The organism is Wolbachia endosymbiont (group A) of Ophion costatus, from assembly GCF_963969245.1.
GTDB classification, from domain to species: domain Bacteria; phylum Pseudomonadota; class Alphaproteobacteria; order Rickettsiales; family Anaplasmataceae; genus Wolbachia; species Wolbachia pipientis.
The window spans coordinates 70,750-96,508 of sequence record NZ_OZ017714.1; the positions used below are offsets into that span (position 1 = coordinate 70,750).

Consider the following 25,759-nt stretch of genomic DNA (forward strand, 5'->3'; position numbering starts at 1 on the left):
TATAGTTTACTATGTTAAAGTTAAATAATATACTTAAACAATTTTTAGTTCAAAGGTAATGCCAAATCTAGATCAAATATTTTTTGCTCAAAACAATGTTAATATTAATAACGTGTATAAAATAGTCAATAACGCTTTGAGCAATAGCGATGGTGGTGAGCTGTTTCTAGAATTTTGCCAGTCGGAGTCCCTGGTTTTTGAGGATAACATATTAAAACACATGGACTTGAATACTAGAAGGGGATTTGGTTTAAGGTCTTTTTGTGAAGATAGTACATCTTTCGTTTGTTCTTCTGAGATCAGCGAAAAAGAAATTAGTAATGCTGCTTCTATGGTAAAAAGCTCAGTGTCTTTAAACAAGACAAATTCAATAAATTTAAACGAAGAGACAAAAAGCCTATATTCGAGGATTAACCCTATAAATGAAATGGATCTGAATTCAAAGATTAAGCTACTCAATGAGGTTAATGAGTATGTAAGGTCCAAAAATAACTGCGTGAAGCAAGTAAAAATAACTCTAAGTGGAGAATGGCAAGTTGTACAAATAATAAAGGGTGATCACAGATTAAGCGATATCAGGCCTCTGGTACGTTTTAATGTGCTAGTCATTGTAGAAAAAGATGGCCGTACCGAAAGAGGTTCTGCAGGGCATGGTGGAAGGGACTCTTATAGTAAGTTTATTTCTGAGAAAAAGTGGAAAGAAGTTGCAAACCAAGCGTTAGAACAAGCACTGGTAAATCTTGAAGCAATTCCAACTCCAGCCGGAGAAATGACAGTCGTTTTAGGTCCAGGCTGGCCAGGAATATTGTTACACGAAGCCGTGGGTCATGGACTTGAGGGCGACTTCAATCGCAAAAAAGTCTCAGCATTTTCAAATTCTGTGGGTAAACAAGTAGCAGCTAGTGACATCACAGTAGTTGATGACGGAACTCTGCCCAATTTGCGCGGTTCTATCAGCGTAGACGATGAAGGCACTCCACCCAGTTATAATATATTGATAGAGGATGGGATCCTAAAAGGATACATGCAGGATCATATGAACGCTAAACTCATGGGTGTAAGCCCAACTGGTAATGGTAGAAGAGAAAGTTATAAAGAAGTTATTATGCCGCGCATGACAAACACCTATATGTTGCCCGGAAAGTATACACCGAAGGAAATAATATCTAGCGTAAAGAAAGGTCTATATGCAGTAAATTTCGGTGGTGGGCAGGTTGATATAACGTCAGGAAAATTTGTTTTTTCATCTTCGGAAGCTTACCTAATAGAAAATGGCAAAATTACACAGCCAGTCAAAGGGGCAACACTAATTGGTGACGGTCCAACAGTGTTGAAAAAAGTATCTATGGTTGGTAATGACTTAAAGTTAGATCCTGGTGTTGGCACATGCTCGAAAGATGGACAAAATGTGCCCGTTGGAGTTGGTCAGCCGACACTCAAAGTCGACGCAATAACTGTTGGTGGAACTGAGATATAGATAAGGGCTAAAACGGATTCCAGCACACGGCGCACAATTGTACAAACATTGTGATTTGGAAGCAATTGCCACCAGTAGGGTGTCATCCCAGTGTTTGGGCACTGCCTTTGTGTTTGAGGCAAAACTGGCTATAACATTTAACACACTGCTTTCGCAAATAAATGTTCGTACAGTTATGTGTCAGCTACTTGGATGACACTTTTGTACTTGATGCAAGATTATATCTTGAAAAAATTAAGTTTTAGTGCTATTAAATGGTTGTAAATTTTGTCTCTGTGGTAGCTTTATGAATGTTGAAAGTAAAAAAATACATGATGCTAAAATAAAATTACCAATATTTCTTGATTATCAATCTACTACTAAAGTGGATCCCCGTGTTTTAGAGGTGATGATACCTTACTTTGGTGAGTTCAGCAATGCACACTCTCGCAGCCATTCATTTGGTTGGACTGCTGAAGAAGCAGTGGAAAAAGCAAGGAAACACATCGCTGATCTGGTGAACGCAGATAGCAAAGAAATTATCTTTACCTCAGGTGCAACTGAGTCAAATAATACAGCAATCAAGGGCGTTGCTCACTTTTATAAAAATAAAGGAAATCATATAATCACTGTCTGCACGGAGCATAAGTGTGTTTTGGATTCTTGTCGGCATCTGGAAAATGAAGGCTTTAAAGTTACATATTTGCCTGTTAAGCAAAACGGAATTATAGATTTATCAAAGCTTGAGGAAGCAATTACTGATCAAACAATCCTGGTTTCAGTGATGATGGTAAATAATGAAATCGGAATAATTCAGCCTGTCAAAGAAATTGGTGCAATATGTAGAAAGTATAATATATTTTTCCACACAGATGCAGCTCAAAGCTTTGGAAAAGTTCCAATTGATGTTAATGAGATGCGCATTGATCTTATGAGTCTCTCTAGCCACAAAATTTATGGACCTATGGGAATAGGCGCATTATACGTTCGTAAAAAGGGCTCTCGTGTTAGATTGACACCATTGATCAGTGGTGGTGGACAAGAAAGAGGTATGCGTTCTGGAACAGTTCCAACTCCCCTTGCAGTCGGTTTTGGTGAAGCAGCACGTATTGCTAAAGAAGAAATGGAACCAGAAGCAAGCAAATTGGAAGGACTGAGAGATATTTTGTACAATAAGATAAAAGAAGCATTTCCTGATGTTGTTTTAAATGGTGACTATGAAAATAGGATTCCTGGCAACCTAAACTTGAGCTTTCCCTATGTTGAGGGTGAGTCTCTCATCATGGCAATCAAGGATTTAGCAGTAAGTTCTGGTTCTGCGTGCACATCTGCGTCTCTTGAGCCTTCCTATGTCATACGGTCGTTAAATAATGGCCATGACCTTGAGCATTCATCAATTAGATTTGGCCTAGGCCGATTTACAACCAAAGAAGAAGTTTTGTACGCAACAGATCTTATTACTAAAAATGTTGGCCGACTGAGAGAAATGAGCCCACTTTGGGAGATGGTACAAGAAGGAGTAGATTTGAACACCGTGAAATGGGACTCTCATTAAATGTATCCGTTCCAACTGCAAATGCACTTTGAAATTACTCTGTACCGTTCACACTTAATTCTTCAATCTCACTAATAGAAAGGCCAGTAAACTTGACAATAGTGTTGACATCAACATTATTAGCCAGCATTGCTTTTGCAACTTCAATTTTCCCTTCAATTTTCCCTTCCTCTTTACCGATTTTGATGCCTCTTTCTTCGCCAATTTGGATGCCTTTTTCAGTAGCAAGGTCAAGTCTGTATTCAAGAATGGCTTCTTCTTTCCGTAGATCCATTATTCTTTCTTCATAAGCTACTAAATCTTTTTCATTCCAGCTAAACCTGTCTAATTCATCGTAGGCTAACTTTATTATTGGTGCTTTTTCTGCTATTTTCCTTAAGTCTTCTTCCGTAGTTTCATCTGCATATTTGAAGAAAAATAACCAACGATCCACTATGCTTTCTAGCTGTTCTTCCTTATTCTTAGGAAATTTAGGTAGTTCAATAAATACAAATTGAAAATCTTTTAAGTCATGCTCATTGGTTTTCTCATCTCTTATAGTGTGGCTGGATATATAATCAAGCTTATCAGGAAATAAATTACAATTAGAGATAGCAATAAAGAAAACCTTCTTTAAATCAATGTACTTACCAGATTTATCAGCTTGCCTTGAGTAAGCCTTAGCAGCATATAGTTGAGCTCGTTTTTCGAAGCCTTTATCGCGAGTGAGCTGGTCAGGTAAGGAAGCAGTATTACTACTACCCCCTCCCTTAGAAACGCAGCATGCAGGTTTCCCAACACTACGCTTGAGCCCCTTATCTAAGTTCTTCTTTTCTAGAACCGGCTTGTCCTTCATGATTCCTCAGGAAACATCATTCTTAATGGTGACACCAACAGTAGAGAACCTTCTCTTGAGAAAGAGCTTGCTAACATTCTTGTTCGTTTCACTCTCTCATCAAAATACTTTTTCCATTTTAAGTCAAGGGGATTTGCATCCGCTCTGATTTTAACATGTCGTCTGATAGGTATATCAATCAGCTTAAGCAGTCTTAAATACCGTATCTCTTTTGGTTTGTTCTTGCATAGGGGTGCAGCAAAAACCCATTGGCGTTGACCCATTACTTTGAAGTAACGATTCTTTATCCAACGTAATCCTTTACGAGGATGTCTTTTCTTTGCCCATTTCCATAAACTATGCCAAATTTCATTGTCGATCTTTCTAAACGCTTTTTTAGCACACACATGGTGATAGTAATTTCCCCATCCTCTCAGTAGAGAGTTGAGTGACTTAATTACTATAGCCTGAGTGTTCGCTATATTTGCTTTTATCAATGTACGTGCTTTATTAAGAAGTCTTTTAATACTTTCTTTCGAAGGTTTAATAATTAACTTCTTATTATATCTACGTACATTACAACCAAGAAAGTCAAACCCTGTTGTGATAGATGTAATCTTTGTCTTCTCTTCTGACAGAATTAAACCTCGCTCATGAAGAAAAGATGATACTAAAGGCTTAACTTCCTTTTCCAGTACTTCATGTGTGAAACCTGAAATAATAAAGTCGTCTGCGTATCTGATTACATTCACTCCACTTCTGATTTTGTTTCTTTTTCTACTGCCGAGTTTACCAAATCGACTTTCCAATAACTTTTCAAGTCCGTTTAAGGCTAAATTGGCTAGTATTGGAGAAATTATACCACCTTGCGGGGTACCTGCAGTTGTGGGATACAGAGTTTTTGATTCTAGGAAGCCAGCTTTGAACCAACTATGCAGAATTTTTTTCTCCATAGGAATATGCTTCATAAGCCATTCATGATTAATGTTGTCAAAGCATCCTTTGATATCACCTTCAAGTATCCATTGTAGTTGATTACGACTTGCCAGTAACAAATGACAAGCTACTGTAGCATCTGCACAGGATCTTTTAGGTCTAAAGCCATAGGAGTGACGATCACTGATCGTTTCAGCTATCGGTTCCAGAGCAAACAGATATAATGCTTGCATGGCTCTATCTTTTATCGTGGGTATTCCAAGAGGTCTTCTTTTGCCATTAGATTTACTGATATAAATCCGTTTTAGCGGAGAAGGTTTATATCCTCTTTGCTTTAACTGCTTTATTCCTTGAAATTTAGCATTGCAAGTTGACCATAGTTGACGATCTACACCCGCTGTGTTTTTTCCTTGGTTTTCAGTTACTCTCTTAACAGCCAAAGCTTTTCCGCTAAAAGAGCGTGTGAGAAGATGTTGTAAAGTTTTTACCTTACCCCATCTTCCTTCTTGGACAGCCTTAACAATACGTCTTTGTAGCCTCACAATAACTTTCTGGCATTTCTTCCATGGCAACTGCTTCCATGCTTCAAAGCTTTTGGTAGATGCACTTACAGGTTTACTTGTAATCATCTGCTTTCCTACCTTAAGTGGTTAACAAAGTTTCTTGTCACGAGGGACCAAACGGAAGTCTGCTCGTTTTCACGCGAATTAATGTTACAAATTCTATCCATTTCGTTACAAAATGGCATTCGCTTTCTCCATTCTCCTTTACCTGCACTTCCATCAGCATTCCTTGCGGTTTGCTTGCCATGTAGGCGAAAATACAGGCTTACCCTGTTTCTCCAGTCATACAATAGTGGGTTAGGTGGCTTCTCTATACCGGTGGAGTTATTATTTGCGTACATCTAGAAATGAAAAATGTAACTTATCCACATTACCTTTTGGTCAGAGCTTATCAGCATCTTTAGCTCTTTCATCGTATCGGTACTTATAAAGCTTCACTTACGTTCACCATACCACTAGCCTAGCCCTCCAACCACATGATGCTTGCAGTTTATGCCCCTCTCACGATTGAGCATCTTCTTTTTCAAGAGGAGGTTCATTGTCCGCATCGCTTGGCACCAACCGGTTGCCCGATTCGCACTGATGCGTAGACTCAGACGGCAAAACATCTGGTTTAATAAGTTTTAGAATCCTTTCAGTTTCTTTCTGAATGAATTCCTCTCCTTTTAAACAATATGACCGAAGACTTTCAGGTCGCACCATTTCAATCACATACCTGGCCCCACTAGAATCCCTGCAAAGAACATCAACTATACTTTGTTTATCAGATGCAATTTCAGGATCCATTATAGTACTGAGGAATTCCACTTCTTGTATAGTATTTATCTCAGTAAACCCTAAAATATCATTCAAAAAATGTATGAGAATATTCTTATTTTTTTCAGTGCCAAATATTTTTTTGAAGGTCAAATCCAGCTTAGGGTCGAGAAACTTAGATAAAGCCATAGCCAAAGTGCTTAAAAATATTAATAATTATACACTATTATTAACAATTATTCAACCATATTTTTGAAGATAGCTAGTTTCTGTATTTATTTTAAATTGAAGAAAGCTCAAATGAAAGATCGTGCTTTGCTAAAAATCACAGAATGCAGTCTGGTTACAAATAAACTATTTTGACAGTTAATGGGGTCTAGTTTTGATGTATGGACTATCCAAAGAAAAGGGTGGTATCATAACTTCAAAAACTTTTATGCTTTCTTCATTCAGAAATTCATACTTACCCTGCATTATTCCTGACGGTACATTTAAGTATGTTCCACTTGTGTATTTAAATACCTCTCCAGATTTTATCACAGGCTGTTCTCCGATAACACCAACTCCGGCAATTTCATTTACTTTGCCCTTATAATCTATTATTTGCCAATGACGACTTAACAATTGAATAGTTGATTGGCTTTTGTTTTTTATCTTAACGTTATACATCCATACATAGCAATTTTCATAAGGAATGGATTGCTCTTCAATGTAAATTGGTAAAACTGTAACTTCAACAAAGTTGGTAGTCAATGTGTATTCTAGAATCATTATAGAATATTCATGATAAAAAGATAATATTCTAATTATATGCTTTTTTCATAGATTTTTCAAGTATACTTTAATTAGGAAATATCAATTTATAGTATGAACGAACCAGATGCGCTTAGCAAAAAAGTAATAGGAATAATAGGTGGTGGACAATTAGGTAAAATGACTGCTATCGCTGCAACAAAACTTGGACAAAAAACACATGTTTTTGCCAGTGCTAAAGACGATCCGGCTTGCTCTGTTGCTGATGATTTCACAATAGCAGATTTCTCTGATAAGAAAGCTCTTGAATCTTTTGCACAGAGTGTGGATTTAGTTACTATTGAGTCTGAAAATATTCCATGTAGTGCAATTGATATCGATGTAAATTTTTATCCGGGTAAAAAAGCGTTACACATTTCGCAGAACAGACTGAGAGAAAAGGATTTTATTAAAAACTTGGGTATAAAAACTGCTAACTATAAGAGTATACAAAATTATAATGAGCTACTGAAAAGCAGTAGAGCTTTTGGCTATCCAATAAGGCTGAAAACAACAGAAATGGGTTACGATGGAAAAGGACAATATGTGCTTGAGAATGATTCTGAAGTGAAGCAATTTGCTTCCTTTGATTGGAATACAGAGTACATTCTTGAAGCAAGTGTTGATTTACTGAAAGAGGTTTCAATAGTCGTTGCAAGAGATAAAAACTGTAAAGTAGCTTTTTTTCCTATAGCAGAAAATTACCACGTTGATGGAATACTTGATACTTCAACAGTGCCAGCTAAAATAGATAGCAAATTAACTCAAGAGGTACAACGAGCTGCAAAGAAAATAGCAAATGCGCTTGATGTAATAGGAATTCTGGCTATTGAATTTTTTGTTACTAAAGATAACGAATTGTTAGTTAATGAACTAGCTCCCAGACCTCACAATTCTTGCCACTGGAGCTTGGATGCATGTAACGTTAGTCAATTTGAACAGCTAGTTAGGATAATATGCGGGTTACCTATGCAGGAAGTAGTATTACGCTTTCCTTGTATGACGAAAAATATAATAGGTAATGATATATATGATTCTCATAAGTATTTGAGCAACGAAAAAGCTAGTTTAACCATATATGGGAAAAAAGAGGTTAGGGATAAGCGTAAAATGGGACATGTCAATATAGATTTAAGTTAACAGTTTTTCTACGTCATACCGCCACAACTGTACGAACATTGTGATATGATGAGATGTTACATAGTAAACGGTGTCATTCTAGCACCTCTTTTCCCGTCATCCCGCTGCTTGTTAGCGGGATCTCATTTCACTTTGTGAAGGTGTCATCCGAGTAGCCTGACTACTTGGATCCAGGAATTTTATTAAGTTGGTAAGCATAAAAGTGGCTGATCTTATGTTAAAACACAACGTTCTTGATGAGATTACAGCAAGGCTGGGTTCCAGCGTCAGCTACTTGAATGACAGCAGTCCTACGTCATGCCGCCGCGGTATCTCTAGATCCCGCTAACAAGTAGCGGGATGACGATTGTCGTTTAGCCATAAATATTAAGAAATTTACCAAATAAAAAAAAGGCAAAAGAAGCCCCGTGGTGGTTGGCTATTTACTATGTACTAAAATATCGGCGTTTTTTTTATTCTAAAACGCTTGATTAAGAGCGATTTAGCTGCTTTTAACTTGCAACTAACCTACACCGCAAGTGTTTAAGAAATTTACTAAGCAGGAAAAAAGGCAAAGAAACCCCGTAGTAGCTAGCATTCCAATTCTCCCTTGTCAATTTGACGTTTTTTGCTGTCTTAAACGCTTTGTAAGCGCGTTTCGGCTTATATAGGTAAAAACCTAAAAATTTTTAAAGACATGCGATGCACGTAGTGCGAAAAATTAAACATGAGACGCCAAATACCCTAAGTTTTTTGTCATTAACCTGCACAGATTGCGAAGATAAATAAATAGCTTCAGTTTCATGATAAGGGGACTGGCGAAGGGTGTCAAGTAAGTTTTTTCGTTTCTATTCCCAATAAAAGTTTGTATGCAATAACACAGAAGCATGCACTGCTATTCCTTCATTTCTTCCAATATAACCTAATTTCTCTGCAGTGGTTGCTTTGATATTTACAAATTCATCATCAATTTCTAATGCTTTTGATATGAATTTCTTCATTTCTACTTTGTAAGGCGATATTTTAGGCTCTTCACAAACTATAGTAATATCTAAATTAGACACGCTGTACCCTTTTTCTTTTGCTTTTTTAGCAGCAAAGTCAAGAAAGTGAGATGAATTGCAATCTTTCCATTCAGAGGAACTAGGAGGAAAGTGCTCTCCTATGTCGCCACATCCCAGTGCTCCGAGTATTGCATCAACGATTGCATGTATTGCAACATCACCATCAGAGTGCGCTTCTATTGCCATGTTGTGTTCAATTTTCACACCGCAAATTTTTATAAAGCTTTCAGCACCATTTTGAACTTTAATGAACTTATGTATATCATAACCGGCTCCGACACGAAATTTTGGCTCTTCAAAAAGAAGCTTTGCCATATTGATATCCTCTTTTGTGGTTAACTTAAAATTGCTTTTCTCACCTTTAATAATCGCAACATGTTTTTTGTGCTCTACCATTAGTGATGAATCGTCAGTAAATTCTTTGACTGATTGATGGCATGATAATAATTCTTTGAAATTAAAAATTTGAGGGGTTTGTATGGCTCTGAGCTTTCCTCTTGAAATCGTAGATTCAATAAAACTATTACTCACCAATGACATAGTGTCTTCAACTTCTATTGCTGGAACTACTCCTGTATATTGATCATTAATCATAGATTCAACCAAGTTATCTATCAGAACATCTGACACAAAAGGCCTACAAGCATCGTGTATAACTACAAAATCTGGGTTAACTTTTTGTAAGCTTTCAAGCCCTAGTTTAACTGAACTTTGCCTGTTTTCTCCTCCGTATACAGGGCTTAGTAATTTAGTGTCTGTAATTAGTGATATAGCTTTCTCATAGAAACTTTCATGGTCTCTATTAATTGCTATTCTTATGTAATCTATATATTGGTTAGCCAGAAATCTTTTAATTGTATGAAATAAAACAGATTTACCTGCCAGTTTTATATATTGCTTAGGAATCGTAGAATTGCATCTACTGCCTACTCCCGCTGCAACTATTAATGCTGCTATTTTGTATTTCTTAGCGCACATATTTCTTTTTGTAGAAGCTTTCCTCTCTATCCAAGATTCTTTCCGAAAAATAAAATTTCTGACATCATATAAAAGTTACTTCCCCTATTAACTAGCATAATTATAATAGCAAAAGAGATATTTAGAGAGCTCAAAATCTATCTTTGCCTGCGGATTAAACAACTAAATTTTAGTAAAAAACGATAGTATTACAAATCGTAAAATACTTTCAACATAGGAAAAATAAATTGCATATTTTTCAGTAAATTAGCTATGCTAAACACATGCAAAAACGTCATATAACTATTTGTTTCATACTGCTTTTTATAATAGGGATGTTATTCCTGATGCGTACTATGATTTTTCCATGTTTAATATCTATTATTATTGCATATTTGTTTAATCCGCTAGTAATTAAGTTTGAAAAGTATAGAATACCACGTTCATGTTCTGTAATTTTTATAATACTTGTTTTATTAATAGCTTTTATACTAGTCATAACATTTGTTTTACCTATTATATATGTTCAAATTACTTCAATATTAAATTTCTTAGTGAGTAAAGTGCCTTCATTAGAGCTTAAAGTAATCCCCTCTGTATTAGAATTTCTTAATATAAAAATCGAGGATAGCTTATTTGATCACTTATCTAAAAATCTAGCAGAAAATTACAGCAACTATGTATCTTATTTCATGAATGCTCTTGATATTGCTAGTAACTTTATAATCCAAGTGTTAAGTTCAAGCTTTAACACGGTATCATTAATGGTGATTACTCCTGTAGTGTTTTTCTATATATTACGTGATTGGCCTTTAATTATAGAAAAAGCTAATAAATTAATCCCTATTCCTTACAGGGGAAAAATTGCAGATTATTTTTTCAAAGTGGATTTCATTATATCTAATTATCTAAAGGGGCAGGTAAATGTATGTATTGTCATGATGATCTTTTACTCTGTAAGCCTGAGCATAATCGGATTGAAACACTCTATTGTTATTGGAATTTTATCAGGAATGTTAACGTTCATACCTTACGTAGGGCCATTATTATATACCATTATTGGGTTTTTGAGCGCTATCACTAAATTTAGTGGATGGTTTGAAAGTGCTGCTGTTTTGCTATTATTTGGTGTTGGGCAATTAATAGATTCAAACATATTAGTTCCTTTATTAATAGGAAAAAAAGTTCATATACATCCAACTGTAATTATTCTGGGAATTACTATATGCGCTTCATATTTTGGATTTATAGGTATATTACTTTTTATTCCAATAATAGCAATGTTCAATGTATCAGTAGAATATGCAATCAATAAATATTTTAAAAGTGAGCTTTATAAAAACGGCTAACAGACCTTTTGCATAATCAATTTATGGTAAGAGGAGAAATGAGCCCAGAATACCTGACACATTTGAGGAGCGTAAGTAAATTTCTGCGCAAAAATTACTACCAGAAAGAGGTTACGTAAGAGGTTCAACGTGCAATTAAATTTATTTAACAACAATCAAGCTGATTATAGTCGGCAGAATTACATCGTCTTAGATGAAAATAAGCACGTGTATAATTCGGTAGTTAATGATTTATCTTGGAAATGTCTGATTCTTTTTGGACCTAAAAGCTCCGGTAAAACTCATCTTGCTCATATTTGGCAATCAATAAACGATGCAATTTTTATCAATGTGAATAACTTCGTAAGCGAGATTAGGTATAGCGATGCTTTTATTTTAGAAGACGTACAAAACATTAAAGATGAAGCAATGTTATTACATTGTTACAATTACATGAAAGAAAGTGACAAGAGGCTGCTAATCACTTCTTCAATTTCACCAAAAAAGCTTAACTTCAAATTAAGAGATTTAAGTTCTCGAATATTATCAACTATCAGCGTAAAAATTTTGCCTGCAAGCGAGGAATTATTAAGAATTATGCTAATAAAACGATTTTCAGATAAACAGTTAAAAATTGATTTAAAAGTGATTAATTATATTTTAGCAAGAATAGAACGTTCTTTCTATAGCATTGATAAAATTATAGAGAAGATAGATAATGAATCTATAGGGTCGAATGTGACCGTTCCTTTTATTAGCACTTTATTAAAAAAAGATGCCATTTGATTTCTTCTTTTGTAAAGGTGTATATTAAAAATTTATTAACACCCATAACACTAACGTAATTGAAATCTCTATCTGTCCATGTTAGAATTATAATCAATGTTATGTTATAATAAATATAGATAGATACAGCTAAGAAGTATTCTATATTTATAGTAGAGCTCACTTTATAAGGTGTTTTTTATAGATTTAACGTTATAATTTAACTATGATAAGAGTAAGATTAAATTTAAGAAAAAGGTTAAAGCAAAAGTTTGTGATGTTCACTCTATTGATAAATGCTTTATTTGTCTCATATTTCCTCATAAGAAACACAGGGAACACTTCTAATCAAATTATAGCCAAAGAAATAAATATAGGAGCTGATAATGAAAAATAAACAGTCGCAAAATAAAAAAGAAAATCTTTACATAACATATTACATAGATGCTTTAGCTTCAGAGAGGTCCGCTACACAAAATACTCTGGAAAGTTATCGTTCGGATTTACACCAGTTTGAAGAATTTTTATTGGAAAGCGGCACTACCTTGGTTGGTGTAAACAAAACCAATATTAAAGATTATGTGAAATCTTTATGTACACAAAAAAAATATAAAAGTAGCTCTATATCAAGAAAAATATCCGCTATGAAAAATTTCTATAAGTGTCTATTTAATGACGGAATAATAGATTTTAATCCAGCGCCGGCTAATGATGCTGAATTAAAGAATCCAAAAGTTTCTCGTCCTTTGCCTAAGTATTTAAGTGTCGAAGAAATATTTTTGCTAATGGACGCAGTGAGAAAATCAGCAAGCGAATCGAATAAAGAGATAAGCAGTAAAAGGCTATGTGCGATTTTAGATATCCTTTACTCTTCTGGAATGCGTGTTTCTGAACTAATTAGTATGAAATTATGTGAAGTGTCGCATTTAATAAACAGTAATAACAAAGAATGCTATATAATAATAAAAGGAAAAAGTGGTAGAGAGAGGCAAATTCTTTTTAATGAACAAGCATTGCAGAGCCTTAGAAATTATTTATCAGTTCGTGACAATCTGCTCTCTAACAGAAAGGAGTCTGATTGGCTATTCCCAGGTGATAAACCTAATAAACCAATTACAAGGCAGAGGGTCGGTCAATTAATGAAGGAGTTAGCAAGAAAATGCAATATTGATGAAAATAAGATCTCTCCACACGTGATTAGGCATTCTTTTGCTACCCATCTACTGGATAGCGGAGCAAATATTGTGTTGATACAGAAAGTTCTTGGCCATACTAACCTTTCTACAACACAAATATATACTCATATTGCTAACGAAAAGTTAAAGGACAAATTAGCTGATTCGCATCCTATTACTCAGATGATCAATAATTAAATTTATTGTTTTTAATTTGTAATAAAGTTAAATTTAAATAAATTTATGTGAGTTTGTGATTTCAAGTTTATTGTTTAATTTCTTTCTTATATTATGGGAGGTATTCTATACTTTCATTACTCTCCCTGTAATTTTCTTTTCTGAGTGTGTAATAACCATTTTCCTCGTCTGTTCGGTGAGAGTTGTATTATTCATGCTGCGTTTATTATGTGGCATTAAATATGAAGTGAGGGGAATGGAAAACATCCCTAAGCAACCTTTTATCATTGCATCTAAACACCAATCTCCATTTGAAACATTTATTTTTATACTACTATTTAGAAAAGCGGTTTTTATTTTAAAACGTGAATTGAAATGGATTCCATTCATTGGTTTGCATCTTATAGCGCTGAAAATGATTTTTATTAACCGTTCAGATGGTATCAGTTCTATACGCCATATAATCAAACTAGCAAAAATGCGTATAAAAGAAAATAGAAGCATAATAATATTTCCTGAAGGTACAAGAACAACTATAAACCAAAATATAAAATATCAACCAGGTATTGCTGCTTTATATAGCGTATTATCTGTTCCTGTGTTACCGGTTGCTTTAAACACTGGTTTGTTTTGGCCAAAAAGCATACTTTCTCTGAGAAAAAATCCCGGAAAGGCAGTAATAGAAATATTGCCCCCAATATATTCTGGGTTAAACAAAAATGAATTCTTGCAAAGTTTAGAAAAAATTATTGAAGAGAGAAGCAGTAGATTAACCATAGAAAAAACTGATATTGCAAATTAACAAAAAAACTTTATAATTAAAAGGAAAGTACAGTATTTTAGGTATTAATATATGGCAAATCATAAGAGTGCTAAAAAAATGATAAAGGTAATAGCAAAACGCACTTTAATAAATAAGATGCGGAAAAGTAAAACTCGCACCGCTATTAGAAAATTGGTTGATATAATCAAGTCTGGCGACAAAGAAAATGTTGTTCTGGCATTTCGGAATGCTGAATCTAATTTACACAAGTGTGTGAATAAAGGTGTTATTCATAGGAATACTGCTGCGCGTAAAATAAGTCGCTTAAATGCAAAAGTAAAAGCATTGATAACCGCTTAATACGGTTAATGTAAAGTTAACTGTATTAATATATACTCCTCAGTTTGTATATTCTGTATAAAATTTAAGTAGCTTAAGTAATGGATAAAAAAGTGCTATTAGAACTAAGTAATGGATTAAAAATCGAGCTACCTGTATTAAGCGGAACAACAGGTCCTGATGTGTTAAATATCAAGGATTTATATAAGATGACAGGATTATTCACTTACGATCCAGGGTTTGTTTCTACAGCTTCATGCTCTTCTACAATTACATTCATTGATGGAGATGAAGGAGTTCTTAAATATAGGGGACATAATATAGCTGATTTGGCAGAGAATAATAATTTTACTGCTGTGATTTATTTATTGCTCTATGGTGAATTACCCAGTTCAGAGCAACACAAAAAATTTCTTCTCAAAATACAAGAATCATCCAAAGTATCAGAGCAAGTTACAAATGTAATTAAAGCATTTCCAAAAACTGCTCACCCTATGTCAATCTTAGTTGCATGTTTTGCAAGTTTGTCAGCATCTTACCATGAAAAGCATGGCAACAATATCAATGGTGAAGATCTAGATTTTGGAATTTCTGCAATAGCGCAAGTTTCCACAATTATTGCAATGATTTATAGGCATATCAACAATCAGGAATTCATAAATGCTAACAATGAATTAAGTTACAGTGAAAATTTCTTAAAGATGATATTTGGCGATGCTGTTGATAATGATAAAAGCACCCTTTTTGCAAAAGCTCTGGATAAAATATTTACTCTCCATGCTGATCATGAACAGAATGCTTCTACGGCGGCTGTCAGATTGGTGGGATCGGCTGGTTCTAATCTGTTTGCAAGCCTCTCTGCAGGAGTTGCTACACTTTGGGGACCAGCACATGGTGGAGCTAATGAGGCAGTTATAAATATGCTAAAAGAGATAGAGCAAAGTGGAGATATAGATAAATTCATCGAAAAAGCTAAAGATGATAAAGATCCATTTAAATTGATGGGATTTGGACATCGTGTTTATAAAAATTATGATCCGCGCGCGCGTATATTGAAAGGCGCTTGCCATGAGGTTCTAAGTAAACTAGAACAAAATAATGAACTGCTTAAAATTGCAAAAAAACTTGAAGAAATAGCTTTAAAGGATGAATATTTTATTGTGCGTAAGTTATATCCAAATGTTGATTTTTACTCAGGTATAATAATGAATGCTATCGATATTCCCTCAAATATGTTCACGCCTATTTTTGCACTTGCAAGAACCACTGGTTGGGTTACTCAGTGGTATGAAATGATAAATGATAAAGAAACTAAGATCTGTAGACCAAGGCAACTCTATTTTGGTAAATAAATTTATTTTCACTTCATTAGACTTCTTGCATAACCCAAACTAAGTAGAAAAAAGGTGTCATCCGAGTAGCTGACACTGGTTCCTTTACGACGGAAGTGTCCAGAGGTGTCATTCCAGTCTGGAATCCAAAAAAAAGGATGGTGTCATTCCGTATCCGTTCAGCCAATGGCGTCAACTTAAGAACTTTCATTAGCAAACTCTCCTAAAGACATGATGGCGTTTAGGCTTATCTACTTTATTGCGGCTGTCCCGGTCGGATTTTAACTTTAGCGCGTATACTTAAAAAGGGCTTGAAAGTTTTTTGGTGCAATAAGTACCTGATAGAGTTTCTGTCTCATTACACTAAATAAAACTGAAAAATTTAAACGATACTCAGAGGTTGTCCGGAAACAAGTAAATTCAAGCATATTCCCTCTTTAACATAACCCTACTCATAGCTAGGTATATGAAATTCTCAGTGGATGTTGTGAGTAAATCATACTCCTTCGATAGCCTTCTATTCCTATTAACCCAAGCAAAAGTCCTTTCTACAACCCATCTTCTTGGCTGTACTTTAAACCCTTGTTCTCTTGTTGGTAGTAGCTCAGGTGGCGTATCTTTGTGCACCCAAAATCTACATGGAGGCCTTGTAACAATTTCAATATCTATGTCATATTCTTCCTTTATGTGATTCTTTAAATTTCTTCCTTGGTATCCCATGTCAGCCCACATTTTTTTAACTTTAGTATATTTTGTTCTCATATTGTTTAATGCTATTTTAATACCATCTCTATCATTTTCGTTAGCAGCGCCTACGTAACAACCTAGTATAAAACCCTGAGTGTCTGTAATTATATGCCTTTTTCTACCCTTTACTTTTTTACTTCCATCATAGCCTTTGATCCCCCCTTTTCTGTAGTCTTTACAGATTGACTATCTACTATACAGGCACTCGGCTGCTCATTCCTTCCTATTTTTCTTCTACTATATTTTGTAATTTCATAATTCATTTTCTCAAAAATTCCCTGCTTCTTCCATTGCCTGAACTGCTCATACACAGTCTTCCATAGCGGAAAATCATTTGGTAAATACCGCCATTGACACCCTGTACGCAATACATAGAAAATTGCTTCTAATATTTCTCTTTTGCTATACTTTGGCGGCCTTCCTCCTTTCTTGTATGATACTCTGAAGTGTTTTTCTATTCTTGCCCATTCCCTTTCGCTTAGATCTGTTGGATACTTTTTTCTCATCTTTACCCCGTACTAAAATTTCAGATATTATAGCCTTTTACTTGTTTCCGGACAACCTCTTAGGTTCTCTAATTGCACATAAGTCAACAATAATTTTCACACAAATCAAAACAGCATATCTTCTCCATAATCCTTGGTAATTTTACATAAGTTAAAAGTAGCATATGGTTCTCTCCGCGGTCTGAGATGACAATAAATTTGTCAAGCCGCATTATACTTGTTAGGCGGAAGTGGACGGCAACATATTTACCACGAAGTCTAACTAAGTTCTTGCTTGTCCCTTCCATCGGCATTGCTATCTTTATTTTCAATAAAATTATTGTCCTATGCTCTTTTGATGTTTATTGATAATAAAATTCTGTTTTATCAACCAACATCCTATGCATAATTATAGCTCTTTTTACAATAATCCGAACAGACCGTAATATGCTACTGGCCTGCTATAGCCATAAACACATATCTTATCGCATTCGGACTATTATAAGAAAGGCTATACAGCTAATTTTCTTGCTACTGCTACAATTGCTTTTTTCATTCCTTTTTTCTTCGCAACCCCAGTTTTTTAATTTAAATGTCCTCTTGGTAACTGTAAGCATTGTTTGTGCAGCTTCATATAACATACTTCTACATTCCGCTGGTCCCATCTTTGATATGCTGCCATGCCGATCAACTTCTCCAGAAGAATATTGCCTTGGTGTCAACCCTATATACCCCAGTTGCGGATTAGCCAACGAAGTAAAGCTTAGAAATGCAGCGGCTGCATGGAATATGAAACAAGCGTAGAAAAAATGTGTACCAAAAAATTTATCGGTGATCTGTGGCGAGTATGCTCAATCTCAAATTTGTTTTTCAGAGAGCCAAAAACTGTCTCAATAATCGATCTTTTTCTTAACAAAATCTTCTCATTTAGCGCCATTAATGAGTTTTTCATACCCTTTTTTATACTGGTTACAAGCTTTAACCCTCTATCGAATAATTCGTGAAAAAGATCTTTTTTGATATATCCTTTATCTCCAAACAATAATCCAGTCAATTTCTTAGTTAAATTTGGCACAGGTATCAACGTTGCCTTTTATCACCGTAACCCCTTGAATTTCGCCAGTTTCATTGATTACTAGATGTACCGAAAAACCACCCATAAGTAGTCTTTCCAATCTTTGCCAACCCTTTGAAAACTTTGTTTCTCGAGGTCCTTTTTGGATGGCAAACAGCGATAGATGTTGCATCTATGTACGAAATCCCTGTCACTTTTGACTGTTCGCAAAACCATTGCATTAAGAGCGCTAAATACCATAAAACCCGCGATTTTAGCCTGATAAACCTACTATAGGATGGCAATTTTGGAAACGCTGATTCGTATAATAATTTCAAATAATGCACATAGAAAATTTTAAAATTGTCGCACTTGATATAGCAATATTATGGTAAAAATCTCTGAATGCGTAATCTCTGGCGTCCTGGTTGGTTTTTTGCCACTTGGTAGAAGTTTTTCTGCAAAATTTTCATCGACTGTATTGCAAAAATCATCGACTATACAAAAGATTTCTGTTACTTTCTCTTTCATTGGTAACCTCCTATTTTAGGAATGAATATCAAATATCTCGGAGTTTACCCTATTTCCTTACCTTTTCTATTTTTTCTAATTTACAACTGGGGTTAGCAGTGCTGTGAGAATGGTTGAAAGCGCAAAAGAAAACCTCTCGGAAGTTAAAAATATACTGGTCGATGCAGGTTATACAGGAGAAAATTTTGCAACTCAAATAAAAACGATTATTGGAGCAACTGTAGAAGTAATAAAACGAAGTGAATTACATTCCTTTGCTGTATTGCCACAAAGATGGGTTGTAGAGCGATCTTTCGCTTGGTTAGAAAAATGCAGACGATTGTGGAAAAATTGCGAGCGAAAACTTAACACTAGCCTACAAATGGTCGTTCTTTCCTTCATTTCTCTTCTATTGAGAAGATTTTAAACAGGTTCTAAATCTTTATTTTAAAAATGTCATATTGACCACCGGTACCTGAAAATACTATTCCAATTGATCAGAGCTATCCATTTCCTTAATTTTTGTAACGTTGTCATAGGAGTACTATAACTTTAGTATCAACTATGTTTTATTGTTTTTGCATCTAAAAAAATTTAGCTTATTCAAGCAGCATTTTGCCTTTTTTTGGATGTAGGGATTTTTTAGGAATTGTCTTCTTGAATTCTATGGTATTTTGTTTAACATTGAAACAAGATTCCAGTGTCAGCTACTTGCATGACATTGTTGGTTAATGTTTTATGGCTTTACGATAGCTATACAACTTATCTTAAAAGCAATATAGTGTTTACTATACAATGAATCAAAGATAGTAAGTAAAGTCTATGGAATTTCAAATCGCTACACATTTTCAACCGGCTGGGGATCAACCACAGGCAATCGATAGCTTAATTGCAGGGCTAAATAGCAATAAAAGAGATCAGGTTTTGCTTGGAGTTACTGGTTCTGGGAAAACTTTTACTATGGCAAATGTTATTGCAAGGACAAACAGGCCTGCATTAATTATGGCACACAATAAAACTTTAGCAGCACAGCTTTATGAGGAAATGAAAGGATTGTTTCCCCATAATGCTGTTGAATACTTCATTTCTTATTATGATTATTATCAACCTGAAGCCTATTTACCACAAACTGATACTTATATCGAAAAAGATTCTGCAATTAACGAAAGAATTGAGATGCTGCGTTATTCCACCGTCTGCTCCCTTTTGGAGCGCAGGGATACGATCGTAGTTGCCAGTGTTTCCTGCATATACGGTCTTGGTTCGCCTGAGAGCTACCGCAGCATGATCATACCGCTTAGTGTTGGAAATAAAATTCGTATTAATGATTTCCTGAGCAACTTAACTGATCTTCAATACAAGCGCTCTGATGCCAGGTTTGAGAGAGGATATTTCAGAGTGCGCGGCGATATTGTTGATATATTTCCTTCCCATTATGAAAATAAAGCTTGGCGTTTATCGTTATTTGGCGATGAAATAGAAGAAATTTCTGAAGTTGATGCTATAACGGGCAATGTTACCAAAGGCGTAAATAAAATCACCATTTTTCCAAATAGCTATTACATAACCCCGCGTGAGGCTTTGTTGCAGGCAATTGAACTAGTCAAAAAAGAGCTGCATGAACGCTTGGATTATTACTACTCGCAAAACAAGATTGTTGAAGCAAAGCGCCTCGAGCAACGCACTAATTTTGATATCGAAATGATGAGAACAACAGGAATATGTAAAGGTATTGAAAATTATTCGCGTTATCTCTATGGAATGGAAGCTGGGGATCCACCGCCTACTTTGTTTGAATATTTACCCAAAGAAGTAATTTTATTTGTTGATGAGAGTCATGTCACCGTTCCTCAGGTTGGTGCGATGTACAGTGGTAATGAGGCGCGTAAAAAGAAATTGATTGACTATGGCTTCAGGCTCCCTTCCGCTTTTGATAATCGTCCATTAAAATTTGAAGAGTGGGAGGGAGTTAGGCCGCAGACTGTTTACATTTCAGCCACTCCAGGAAAGTATGAGTTGGCAAAGACCAGTAATGTATTTATAGAGCAAGTTATCCGTCCAACAGGGCTTACGGACCCAATCTGCATTGTAAAACCAATAGAGAGTCAAATTGATGATGTAATTCATGAGGCACAAGTGACAATAGGGAAGGGATTTTGTGTTTTAATCACTACATTGACGAAAAAAATGGCTGAAAATTTAGCTGAATATATGAGTGAATTGAATATGAAAGTGAGTTATTTGCATTCTGATATTGGTGCGCTGGAGAGAATAGAAATTATATGTAAATTAAGATCTAAAGAAATCGATGTTTTAGTAGGTGTTAACTTGCTGAGGGAAGGTCTTGATATTCCAGAGTGTGGGTTGGTTGCAATTTTGGATGCTGATAAAGAAGGATTTTTGCGATCGGAAACTTCATTAATTCAAACGATCGGTCGTGCTGCGCGTAATGCTGAAGGTAGAGTAATTTTGTATGCAGATAAAATCACTGGTTCTCTGGATCGTGCGTTAAAAGAGACCGAAAGAAGAAGAAAAAAACAAGAAGAACATAATATATTGCATAATATTGTCCCAAAGACTATAATAAAACCTATATCAAACACCTTACAGGAGAGGGCAATAGCAGAACCGAAAGTAAATACTAATAAGGATGATTTGAGAAAGCAAATGATAGAGCATGCTGAAAATTTAGAATTTGAAGAAGCAGCAAGAATAAAAAAATTATTGTAAGGTTAAATAACACATGATGTAATGTGCATAGTATAAAAATGTAAATAATTTGTATCCGTTCAGGAGAGTGGTTTAAGAAACAATAGATAGGAGATTTTGGAAAGGATTGAGACCCCTTTGTTTCCAAGTTAAGTATAATGAAATTATCCGCTCAAGGAATGTATTTCCCCGCTTTGATTGTGTAAAATATGAGTTTTTGCGATAAACGACATAATGCCGAATTTGCCGTTCAGCGTGGTTATTTGTCAGCGGAATATTTTCTGGGTCATCTAAAAATTTCCACATCATTCTTTCAGATCTCAGAACATTTTTTGCAACTCGAGAGGCTCCAATTGCTTCAGGTAAACGAGATATCTCCTTCAAGTAATACTTTGTACGTTTTCTTAATTTTCTGGCACGTCTGACAAACCTCAAAACATCTATCTCACTTTTTAGTAAAGCTTTTTTTAGTGCAAATAATTCAGTGGCCACGTTTCTCAAGTAACAACCCAGAACTTTAACTTCAATATTCCAACTATGTGCTAATCTTTCAAAATCTCTTGATAAATGTGCCCAACAGATTTGCCTGTTTTTATCGGCAAAATAATTGTATGCTGCATACCTGTCAGTTATTACCAAGCTATTGCGATTGCAGAATTTACTATTTTGTAAAACTTTCATTCCTCTTGACTCTGTAAATTTTACAAAACTTGCCGTATTGCTTGCAAACATCCAACACCAAGCGAGTTTACCTTTGTTATAATGGCTCGTTTCATCAATATGTAGAACTTTACTCCTACTTATCTCTTGTTCGATCTGCTCATACATTTTTTTGCATTTTGAAGCAACTCTATGTTCACTATTTGATATGCTACCGACGCTTATGTTCAAATTGAAGATATCATTTACGACACTCGCTATTTCGCGTTTTGAATTTTTGTAGAATCCGCTGAACGCTGCAATTATTGACTTAACCCTTGGACCAAATGTATCTGGCGTAACACCTTCCGGTAACTTGCTACTTCTTCTCTTTCCGCATCTCCGACAACGGCCATGTTCTAACTGATATTCCACTACATAAGGCTTGATTTCTGGAAGATCAACTTTCTGATGAATATATGGTTTTTCACATATTGCAATTTCTCCTCCGCATTCGCAAGTATTAGGCAACTCTATCTTTACTACTTTATCTGCATCCATGTTGGCGCGAAAACTTCCTTTATGACCAACCTGACCGCCAATATTCCTTTCGCTTTTCGGCTTATTCTTTTTTATTTTATACAACTCTTTGGAACTTGGTATTGATGAATTTTTTGAGCTTAAACCGAGTCTTTCTCTTAACTCAGCATTTTCTATCTTTAAAGCCTTATTTTCTGCTTTTAAACTTTCATTCTCTTTTTCCAATCTTTCTATTTTTGCTTCTAACCTTTCTATTTTTTGCTGTAAATTTTTGCAAAGTTCTAAAAGGTTTACCATATTACTTCACTTTTGCTCTATGATTATCTTTTTAGATCACCTTGTCTACCTTATTCTGCCACTCCGCTGAACGGATACGTTTGAGCTATAAAGAAGCTCTATAAAACCATTAATTTGCTTATGAACCTAAAGATTTCACCAGCTCTCTCACCGAGTTTACAGACTTATTAAACATTTCTTGTTCACTATCATTCATTTTAACTTCTAGGATCTTTTCAATTCCGTTTTTTCCAATAATTACAGGAACACCAATAAACAAATCTTCTACACCATATTCACCATTAAGGTAAGCAGCACATGGTAATATGCGCCTCTTATCTTTTAAATATGATTCTAACATGCATATAGCTGAAGATGCAGGAGCGTAGTATGCAGATCCAGACTTAAGCAGATCAACTATTTCTTTACCGCCATTGCGAGTGCGTTCAACTATTTCATCGACTTTTTTCTGTGTGATAAGACCCATATCGATAATTTGAGTAAGTGGAATTCCAGCAACTGAAGTACAATTGATTAGTGGTACCATAGTGTCGCCATGTCCTCCAAGCACAAAAGCAGATATATCTTCAACTGAGATATTTAACTCACTTGCAAGAAAGTAACGAAAACGGGAAGAATCAAGCACTCCTGCCATGCCAACAATCATATTAGTTGGAAGGTTTGAAAATTTATGCACCACTGAAACCATGGCATCCAAAGGGTTGGTAACCACTATTACAAACGTGTTTGGAGAATATTTTTTAATATTTTCGCCAACCTCCTTCATTACTTTAGCATTGGTTTGCAGGAGGTCATCTCTGCTCATTCCTGGTTTTCTGGCAATGCCAGCGGTTATTATAATTGCATCGGAGTTTTTTATATCTTCATACCTATTTGTGCCAGTAATATTGACATCAAATCCATCAATAGGGGATGATTCTGCTATGTCGAGTGCTTTACCTTGTGGTATTCCATCACTAATATCAAGTAAAACAACATCACCGAGTTCCCTTAGTGCAATCATATGGGTGAGAGTTCCACCGATATTTCCTGCACCGATTAAAGATATTTTTTTTCTTTGTACTGTCATTTTCTACTCCTTTGTATTTACTTTTATGGTTTTACCTTCCCAAGGCGATAAGCTATCAAACATACGAAAATCTTGCGGTAAATCTATAGGATTATATACAACCTTTTTTGTCTCTATATCATATCTTACTTCCTCATAACCAGTGAGAGGGAAATCTTTTAACATTGGATGACCTTTGAATCCATAGTCTGTTAGAATCCTACGCAAATCAGGGTGATCAGAAAACTCTATTCCATACATATCAAACACTTCACGCTCAAACCACAAAGCCGTACTAAATATCTTCGCTACACTTGGAGGCATGTCGCTTTCACATAACTGAAGCTTTATGTGTACTCTAATATTATGCACAATGCTGAGCAGATTGTATATTAGCTCGAAACGCTTCTCTCTATTTGGATAGTCAACCCCAAAAATATCAACTAATAGTTCAAACCTACACTTTTCATCATCACGTAGAAAGAATAGGTACTTTTCAATTTCATCTAAAGTTGAATATATTACAATAATGCCATCATCTTTTTGAATGCACTCGCATTTGGTCTTTTTTTGTATATACTTTGCAGTTTTATCCATTCCGAGTCCGTTTTATTTTGTTTTGTAGGCATAGCATTCCATATAGCAACGCCTCAGCGGTTGGTGGGCATCCAGGGACATACACGTCAACTGGCACAATTCTATCACAGCCTCGAACTACTGAATAAGAGTAATGGTAATAACCACCACCATTTGCACAACTTCCCATGGAAATAACATACTTCGGGTCTGCCATTTGATCATAAACCTTGCGCAATGCTGCTGCCATTTTATTAGTTAGTGTGCCAGCAACAATCATCACATCTGATTGACGTGGGCTTGCACGAAACATTATACCATATCTATCAAGATCATAACGGCTGGATGCAGTATGCATCATCTCAACTGCGCAACATGCAAGACCAAATGTCATTGGCCACAATGAACCAGACCTTGCCCAATTCATTACATAATCTGTTAAATCACCAAATTTAGTGACAAGAAACCCTTCTTTTTTATAACGACCCCAGTCATCATTAGATAGAATTTGATTTGTCATAAACTACTCCCACTCTAATGCACCTTTACACCATTCATAGATAAAACCTATAGTGAGTATTGCAAGAAATACCATCATAGACCAAAATCCACCATAGCTTATCTTAGATAAAGAAACAGCCCAAGGAAAAAGAAAAGCAATTTCTAAGTCAAATATTATAAATAATATTGAAACTAGATAAAATTTAATGTCAAAATTTTTTCTTGCACTAGATAGTGGATTGAAGCCACACTCATATGTGGAAAGCTTTTCACCATCTGGCTTACTCACTGCAAGAAACATAGGCAATATACCTAAAGCAAAAGATACTACAATTGATACGCAGATAAAGATTACTATGGTTAAATATTCGCTCATTTAACAAAACATATAACACTATGAGTTTACATGCTTTCCTAACTTTTTACCACCTAAAATATGCACGTGAAAGTGTGGTACAACCTGCTCTCCATTTTCACCGTAGTTAGTGACTAATCTATATCCTGTTTTTTCTAGATTATATTTGTGTGCTATCTCTCTTACAGTTTTGAAGAAATCCACTATTTCCTCTTCAGGAGCTTTTAGAATGAAGTCATCATATGAAATATATTGATTTTTTGGTATAACTAAAATATGAACTGGCGCGTCAGGGTACTTATCATGAAAAGCTAGTACATTTTCATTTTCATGTACCTTCCCACAAGGTAACTCACCTCTTAATATTTGAGCAAAGATGTTATCGCTATCATAAGCTTCATTGCTCAT

At 35.2% G+C, this 25,759-nt stretch carries 24 protein-coding genes and 4 pseudogenes; 12 read left to right on the plus strand and 16 right to left on the minus strand.

What is annotated here, in order from left to right; genetic code table 11:
• Positions 1-58 precede the first annotated feature (58 nt).
• From tldD to AACH21_RS00400, 3 genes are all read left to right on the plus strand, one after another.
• A complete protein-coding gene (tldD, locus tag AACH21_RS00390; RefSeq protein ID WP_010962974.1) occupies positions 59-1,477 on the plus strand; it encodes a metalloprotease TldD in 1,419 nt (472 codons plus the stop codon).
• 37 nt (positions 1,478-1,514) lie between these two features.
• On the plus strand, positions 1,515-1,673 hold the full coding sequence (locus AACH21_RS00395) for a hypothetical protein (RefSeq protein ID WP_186809137.1): 159 nt from the start codon (positions 1,515-1,517) through the stop codon (positions 1,671-1,673).
• 90 nt (positions 1,674-1,763) lie between these two features.
• The gene (locus tag AACH21_RS00400) at positions 1,764-3,011 is read left to right on the plus strand and encodes an IscS subfamily cysteine desulfurase (protein WP_077188391.1); all 1,248 of its coding nucleotides are present in this window, start codon (positions 1,764-1,766) and stop codon (positions 3,009-3,011) included.
• Between the two features lie 34 nt (positions 3,012-3,045).
• Here AACH21_RS00400 and AACH21_RS00405 read toward each other — a convergent pair whose 3' ends face one another.
• From AACH21_RS00405 to apaG, 5 genes and pseudogenes are all read right to left on the minus strand, one after another.
• Entirely contained in the window at positions 3,046-3,846 is an 801-nt protein-coding gene (locus AACH21_RS00405; protein WP_338482551.1) for an Rpn family recombination-promoting nuclease/putative transposase, read from the minus strand.
• Positions 3,843-5,390, minus strand: coding sequence for a group II intron reverse transcriptase/maturase (ltrA, locus tag AACH21_RS00410; protein ID WP_338482312.1), 1,548 nt, complete (start codon positions 5,388-5,390; stop codon positions 3,843-3,845). The genes AACH21_RS00405 and ltrA overlap by 4 nt, the downstream gene beginning before the upstream one ends.
• Positions 5,391-5,398: 8 nt before the next feature.
• The gene (locus AACH21_RS00415) at positions 5,399-5,665 is read right to left on the minus strand and encodes a hypothetical protein (protein WP_338482311.1); all 267 of its coding nucleotides are present in this window, start codon (positions 5,663-5,665) and stop codon (positions 5,399-5,401) included.
• A 358-nt stretch (positions 5,666-6,023) separates the two neighbouring features.
• Positions 6,024-6,269 (minus strand): annotated as a pseudogene (locus tag AACH21_RS00420) (PD-(D/E)XK nuclease family transposase); the annotation flags it as partial.
• 177 nt (positions 6,270-6,446) lie between these two features.
• A complete protein-coding gene (gene apaG, locus AACH21_RS00425) occupies positions 6,447-6,848 on the minus strand; it encodes a Co2+/Mg2+ efflux protein ApaG (protein WP_179951370.1) in 402 nt (133 codons plus the stop codon).
• 99 nt (positions 6,849-6,947) lie between these two features.
• Between apaG and AACH21_RS00430 the strand changes: the two genes are divergently transcribed.
• Complete coding sequence (locus AACH21_RS00430; protein WP_006279559.1) at positions 6,948-8,012, plus strand: 5-(carboxyamino)imidazole ribonucleotide synthase; 1,065 nt, start codon at positions 6,948-6,950, stop codon at positions 8,010-8,012.
• 827 nt (positions 8,013-8,839) lie between these two features.
• Here the strand turns inward: AACH21_RS00430 and AACH21_RS00435 are convergent.
• Complete coding sequence (locus tag AACH21_RS00435) at positions 8,840-10,033, minus strand: bifunctional 2-C-methyl-D-erythritol 4-phosphate cytidylyltransferase/2-C-methyl-D-erythritol 2,4-cyclodiphosphate synthase (protein WP_077188604.1); 1,194 nt, start codon at positions 10,031-10,033, stop codon at positions 8,840-8,842.
• A 263-nt stretch (positions 10,034-10,296) separates the two neighbouring features.
• Between AACH21_RS00435 and AACH21_RS00440 the strand changes: the two genes are divergently transcribed.
• The 6 genes from AACH21_RS00440 (at position 10,297) to AACH21_RS00465 (ending at position 15,911) form a co-directional block, all read left to right on the plus strand.
• Positions 10,297-11,361 (plus strand): AI-2E family transporter, encoded by a 1,065-nt coding sequence (locus tag AACH21_RS00440; RefSeq protein WP_338482552.1) that lies wholly within the window; start codon positions 10,297-10,299, stop codon positions 11,359-11,361.
• A 129-nt stretch (positions 11,362-11,490) separates the two neighbouring features.
• Positions 11,491-12,126, plus strand: coding sequence for a DnaA ATPase domain-containing protein (locus tag AACH21_RS00445; protein WP_077188602.1), 636 nt, complete (start codon positions 11,491-11,493; stop codon positions 12,124-12,126).
• Positions 12,127-12,491: 365 nt separating this feature from the next.
• The gene (locus AACH21_RS00450) at positions 12,492-13,478 is read left to right on the plus strand and encodes a tyrosine recombinase (protein ID WP_265023569.1); all 987 of its coding nucleotides are present in this window, start codon (positions 12,492-12,494) and stop codon (positions 13,476-13,478) included.
• A 55-nt stretch (positions 13,479-13,533) separates the two neighbouring features.
• Positions 13,534-14,259, plus strand: a complete 726-nt coding sequence (locus AACH21_RS00455; RefSeq protein ID WP_006279235.1) for a lysophospholipid acyltransferase family protein — start codon at positions 13,534-13,536, stop codon at positions 14,257-14,259.
• Positions 14,260-14,310: 51 nt separating this feature from the next.
• Entirely contained in the window at positions 14,311-14,580 is a 270-nt protein-coding gene (gene rpsT / locus AACH21_RS00460) for a 30S ribosomal protein S20 (protein ID WP_338482553.1), read from the plus strand.
• Between the two features lie 80 nt (positions 14,581-14,660).
• Entirely contained in the window at positions 14,661-15,911 is a 1,251-nt protein-coding gene (locus AACH21_RS00465; protein WP_077188600.1) for a citrate synthase, read from the plus strand.
• Between the two features lie 189 nt (positions 15,912-16,100).
• On the opposite strand, the pseudogene AACH21_RS00470 reads toward AACH21_RS00465, so the two are convergent.
• The 4 genes and pseudogenes from AACH21_RS00470 to AACH21_RS00485 form a co-directional block, all read right to left on the minus strand.
• Positions 16,101-16,288: pseudogene (locus AACH21_RS00470) on the minus strand (IS4 family transposase); the annotation flags it as partial.
• A gap of 22 nt (positions 16,289-16,310) precedes the next feature.
• Positions 16,311-17,143, minus strand: a protein-coding gene (locus AACH21_RS00475) for an IS5-like element ISWpi1 family transposase (RefSeq protein ID WP_236514306.1) whose coding sequence is annotated in 2 segments (ribosomal slippage) — positions 16,311-16,774 and positions 16,774-17,143 — 834 coding nt in all. Because the reading frame shifts where the segments join, the coding sequence is not laid out codon by codon here.
• Between the two features lie 461 nt (positions 17,144-17,604).
• Entirely contained in the window at positions 17,605-17,844 is a 240-nt protein-coding gene (locus AACH21_RS00480; protein ID WP_265040772.1) for an IS110 family transposase, read from the minus strand.
• A 41-nt stretch (positions 17,845-17,885) separates the two neighbouring features.
• A pseudogene (locus AACH21_RS00485) lies at positions 17,886-18,707 on the minus strand (IS982 family transposase).
• Between the two features lie 133 nt (positions 18,708-18,840).
• On the opposite strand from AACH21_RS00485, the pseudogene AACH21_RS00490 reads away from it, so the two are divergent.
• Positions 18,841-19,113: pseudogene (locus AACH21_RS00490) on the plus strand (transposase); the annotation flags it as partial.
• A 395-nt stretch (positions 19,114-19,508) separates the two neighbouring features.
• The gene (gene uvrB / locus AACH21_RS00495; protein WP_236515154.1) at positions 19,509-21,416 is read left to right on the plus strand and encodes an excinuclease ABC subunit UvrB; all 1,908 of its coding nucleotides are present in this window, start codon (positions 19,509-19,511) and stop codon (positions 21,414-21,416) included.
• 72 nt (positions 21,417-21,488) lie between these two features.
• On the opposite strand, the gene AACH21_RS00500 is transcribed toward uvrB, so the two are convergent.
• The 6 genes from AACH21_RS00500 to AACH21_RS00525 all read right to left on the minus strand — a co-directional run bounded on the left by AACH21_RS00500 (position 21,489) and on the right by AACH21_RS00525 (position 25,759).
• Positions 21,489-22,871, minus strand: coding sequence for an IS66-like element ISWen3 family transposase (locus tag AACH21_RS00500; protein WP_007548562.1), 1,383 nt, complete (start codon positions 22,869-22,871; stop codon positions 21,489-21,491).
• 118 nt (positions 22,872-22,989) lie between these two features.
• Positions 22,990-23,940, minus strand: a complete 951-nt coding sequence (gene mdh / locus AACH21_RS00505; RefSeq protein WP_236514358.1) for a malate dehydrogenase — start codon at positions 23,938-23,940, stop codon at positions 22,990-22,992.
• Between the two features lie 3 nt (positions 23,941-23,943).
• A complete protein-coding gene (locus tag AACH21_RS00510; RefSeq protein ID WP_006279573.1) occupies positions 23,944-24,516 on the minus strand; it encodes an NADH-quinone oxidoreductase subunit C in 573 nt (190 codons plus the stop codon).
• Positions 24,509-25,015 carry a NuoB/complex I 20 kDa subunit family protein gene (locus AACH21_RS00515; RefSeq protein ID WP_006279574.1) on the minus strand — a complete coding sequence of 169 codons (507 nt, stop codon included), beginning with the start codon at positions 25,013-25,015 and terminating at the stop codon, positions 24,509-24,511. The genes AACH21_RS00510 and AACH21_RS00515 overlap by 8 nt, the downstream gene beginning before the upstream one ends.
• Positions 25,016-25,018: 3 nt before the next feature.
• The gene (locus AACH21_RS00520) at positions 25,019-25,372 is read right to left on the minus strand and encodes an NADH-quinone oxidoreductase subunit A (protein ID WP_006279576.1); all 354 of its coding nucleotides are present in this window, start codon (positions 25,370-25,372) and stop codon (positions 25,019-25,021) included.
• An 18-nt stretch (positions 25,373-25,390) separates the two neighbouring features.
• Positions 25,391-25,759, minus strand: coding sequence for an HIT domain-containing protein (locus tag AACH21_RS00525; RefSeq protein WP_338482554.1), 369 nt, complete (start codon positions 25,757-25,759; stop codon positions 25,391-25,393).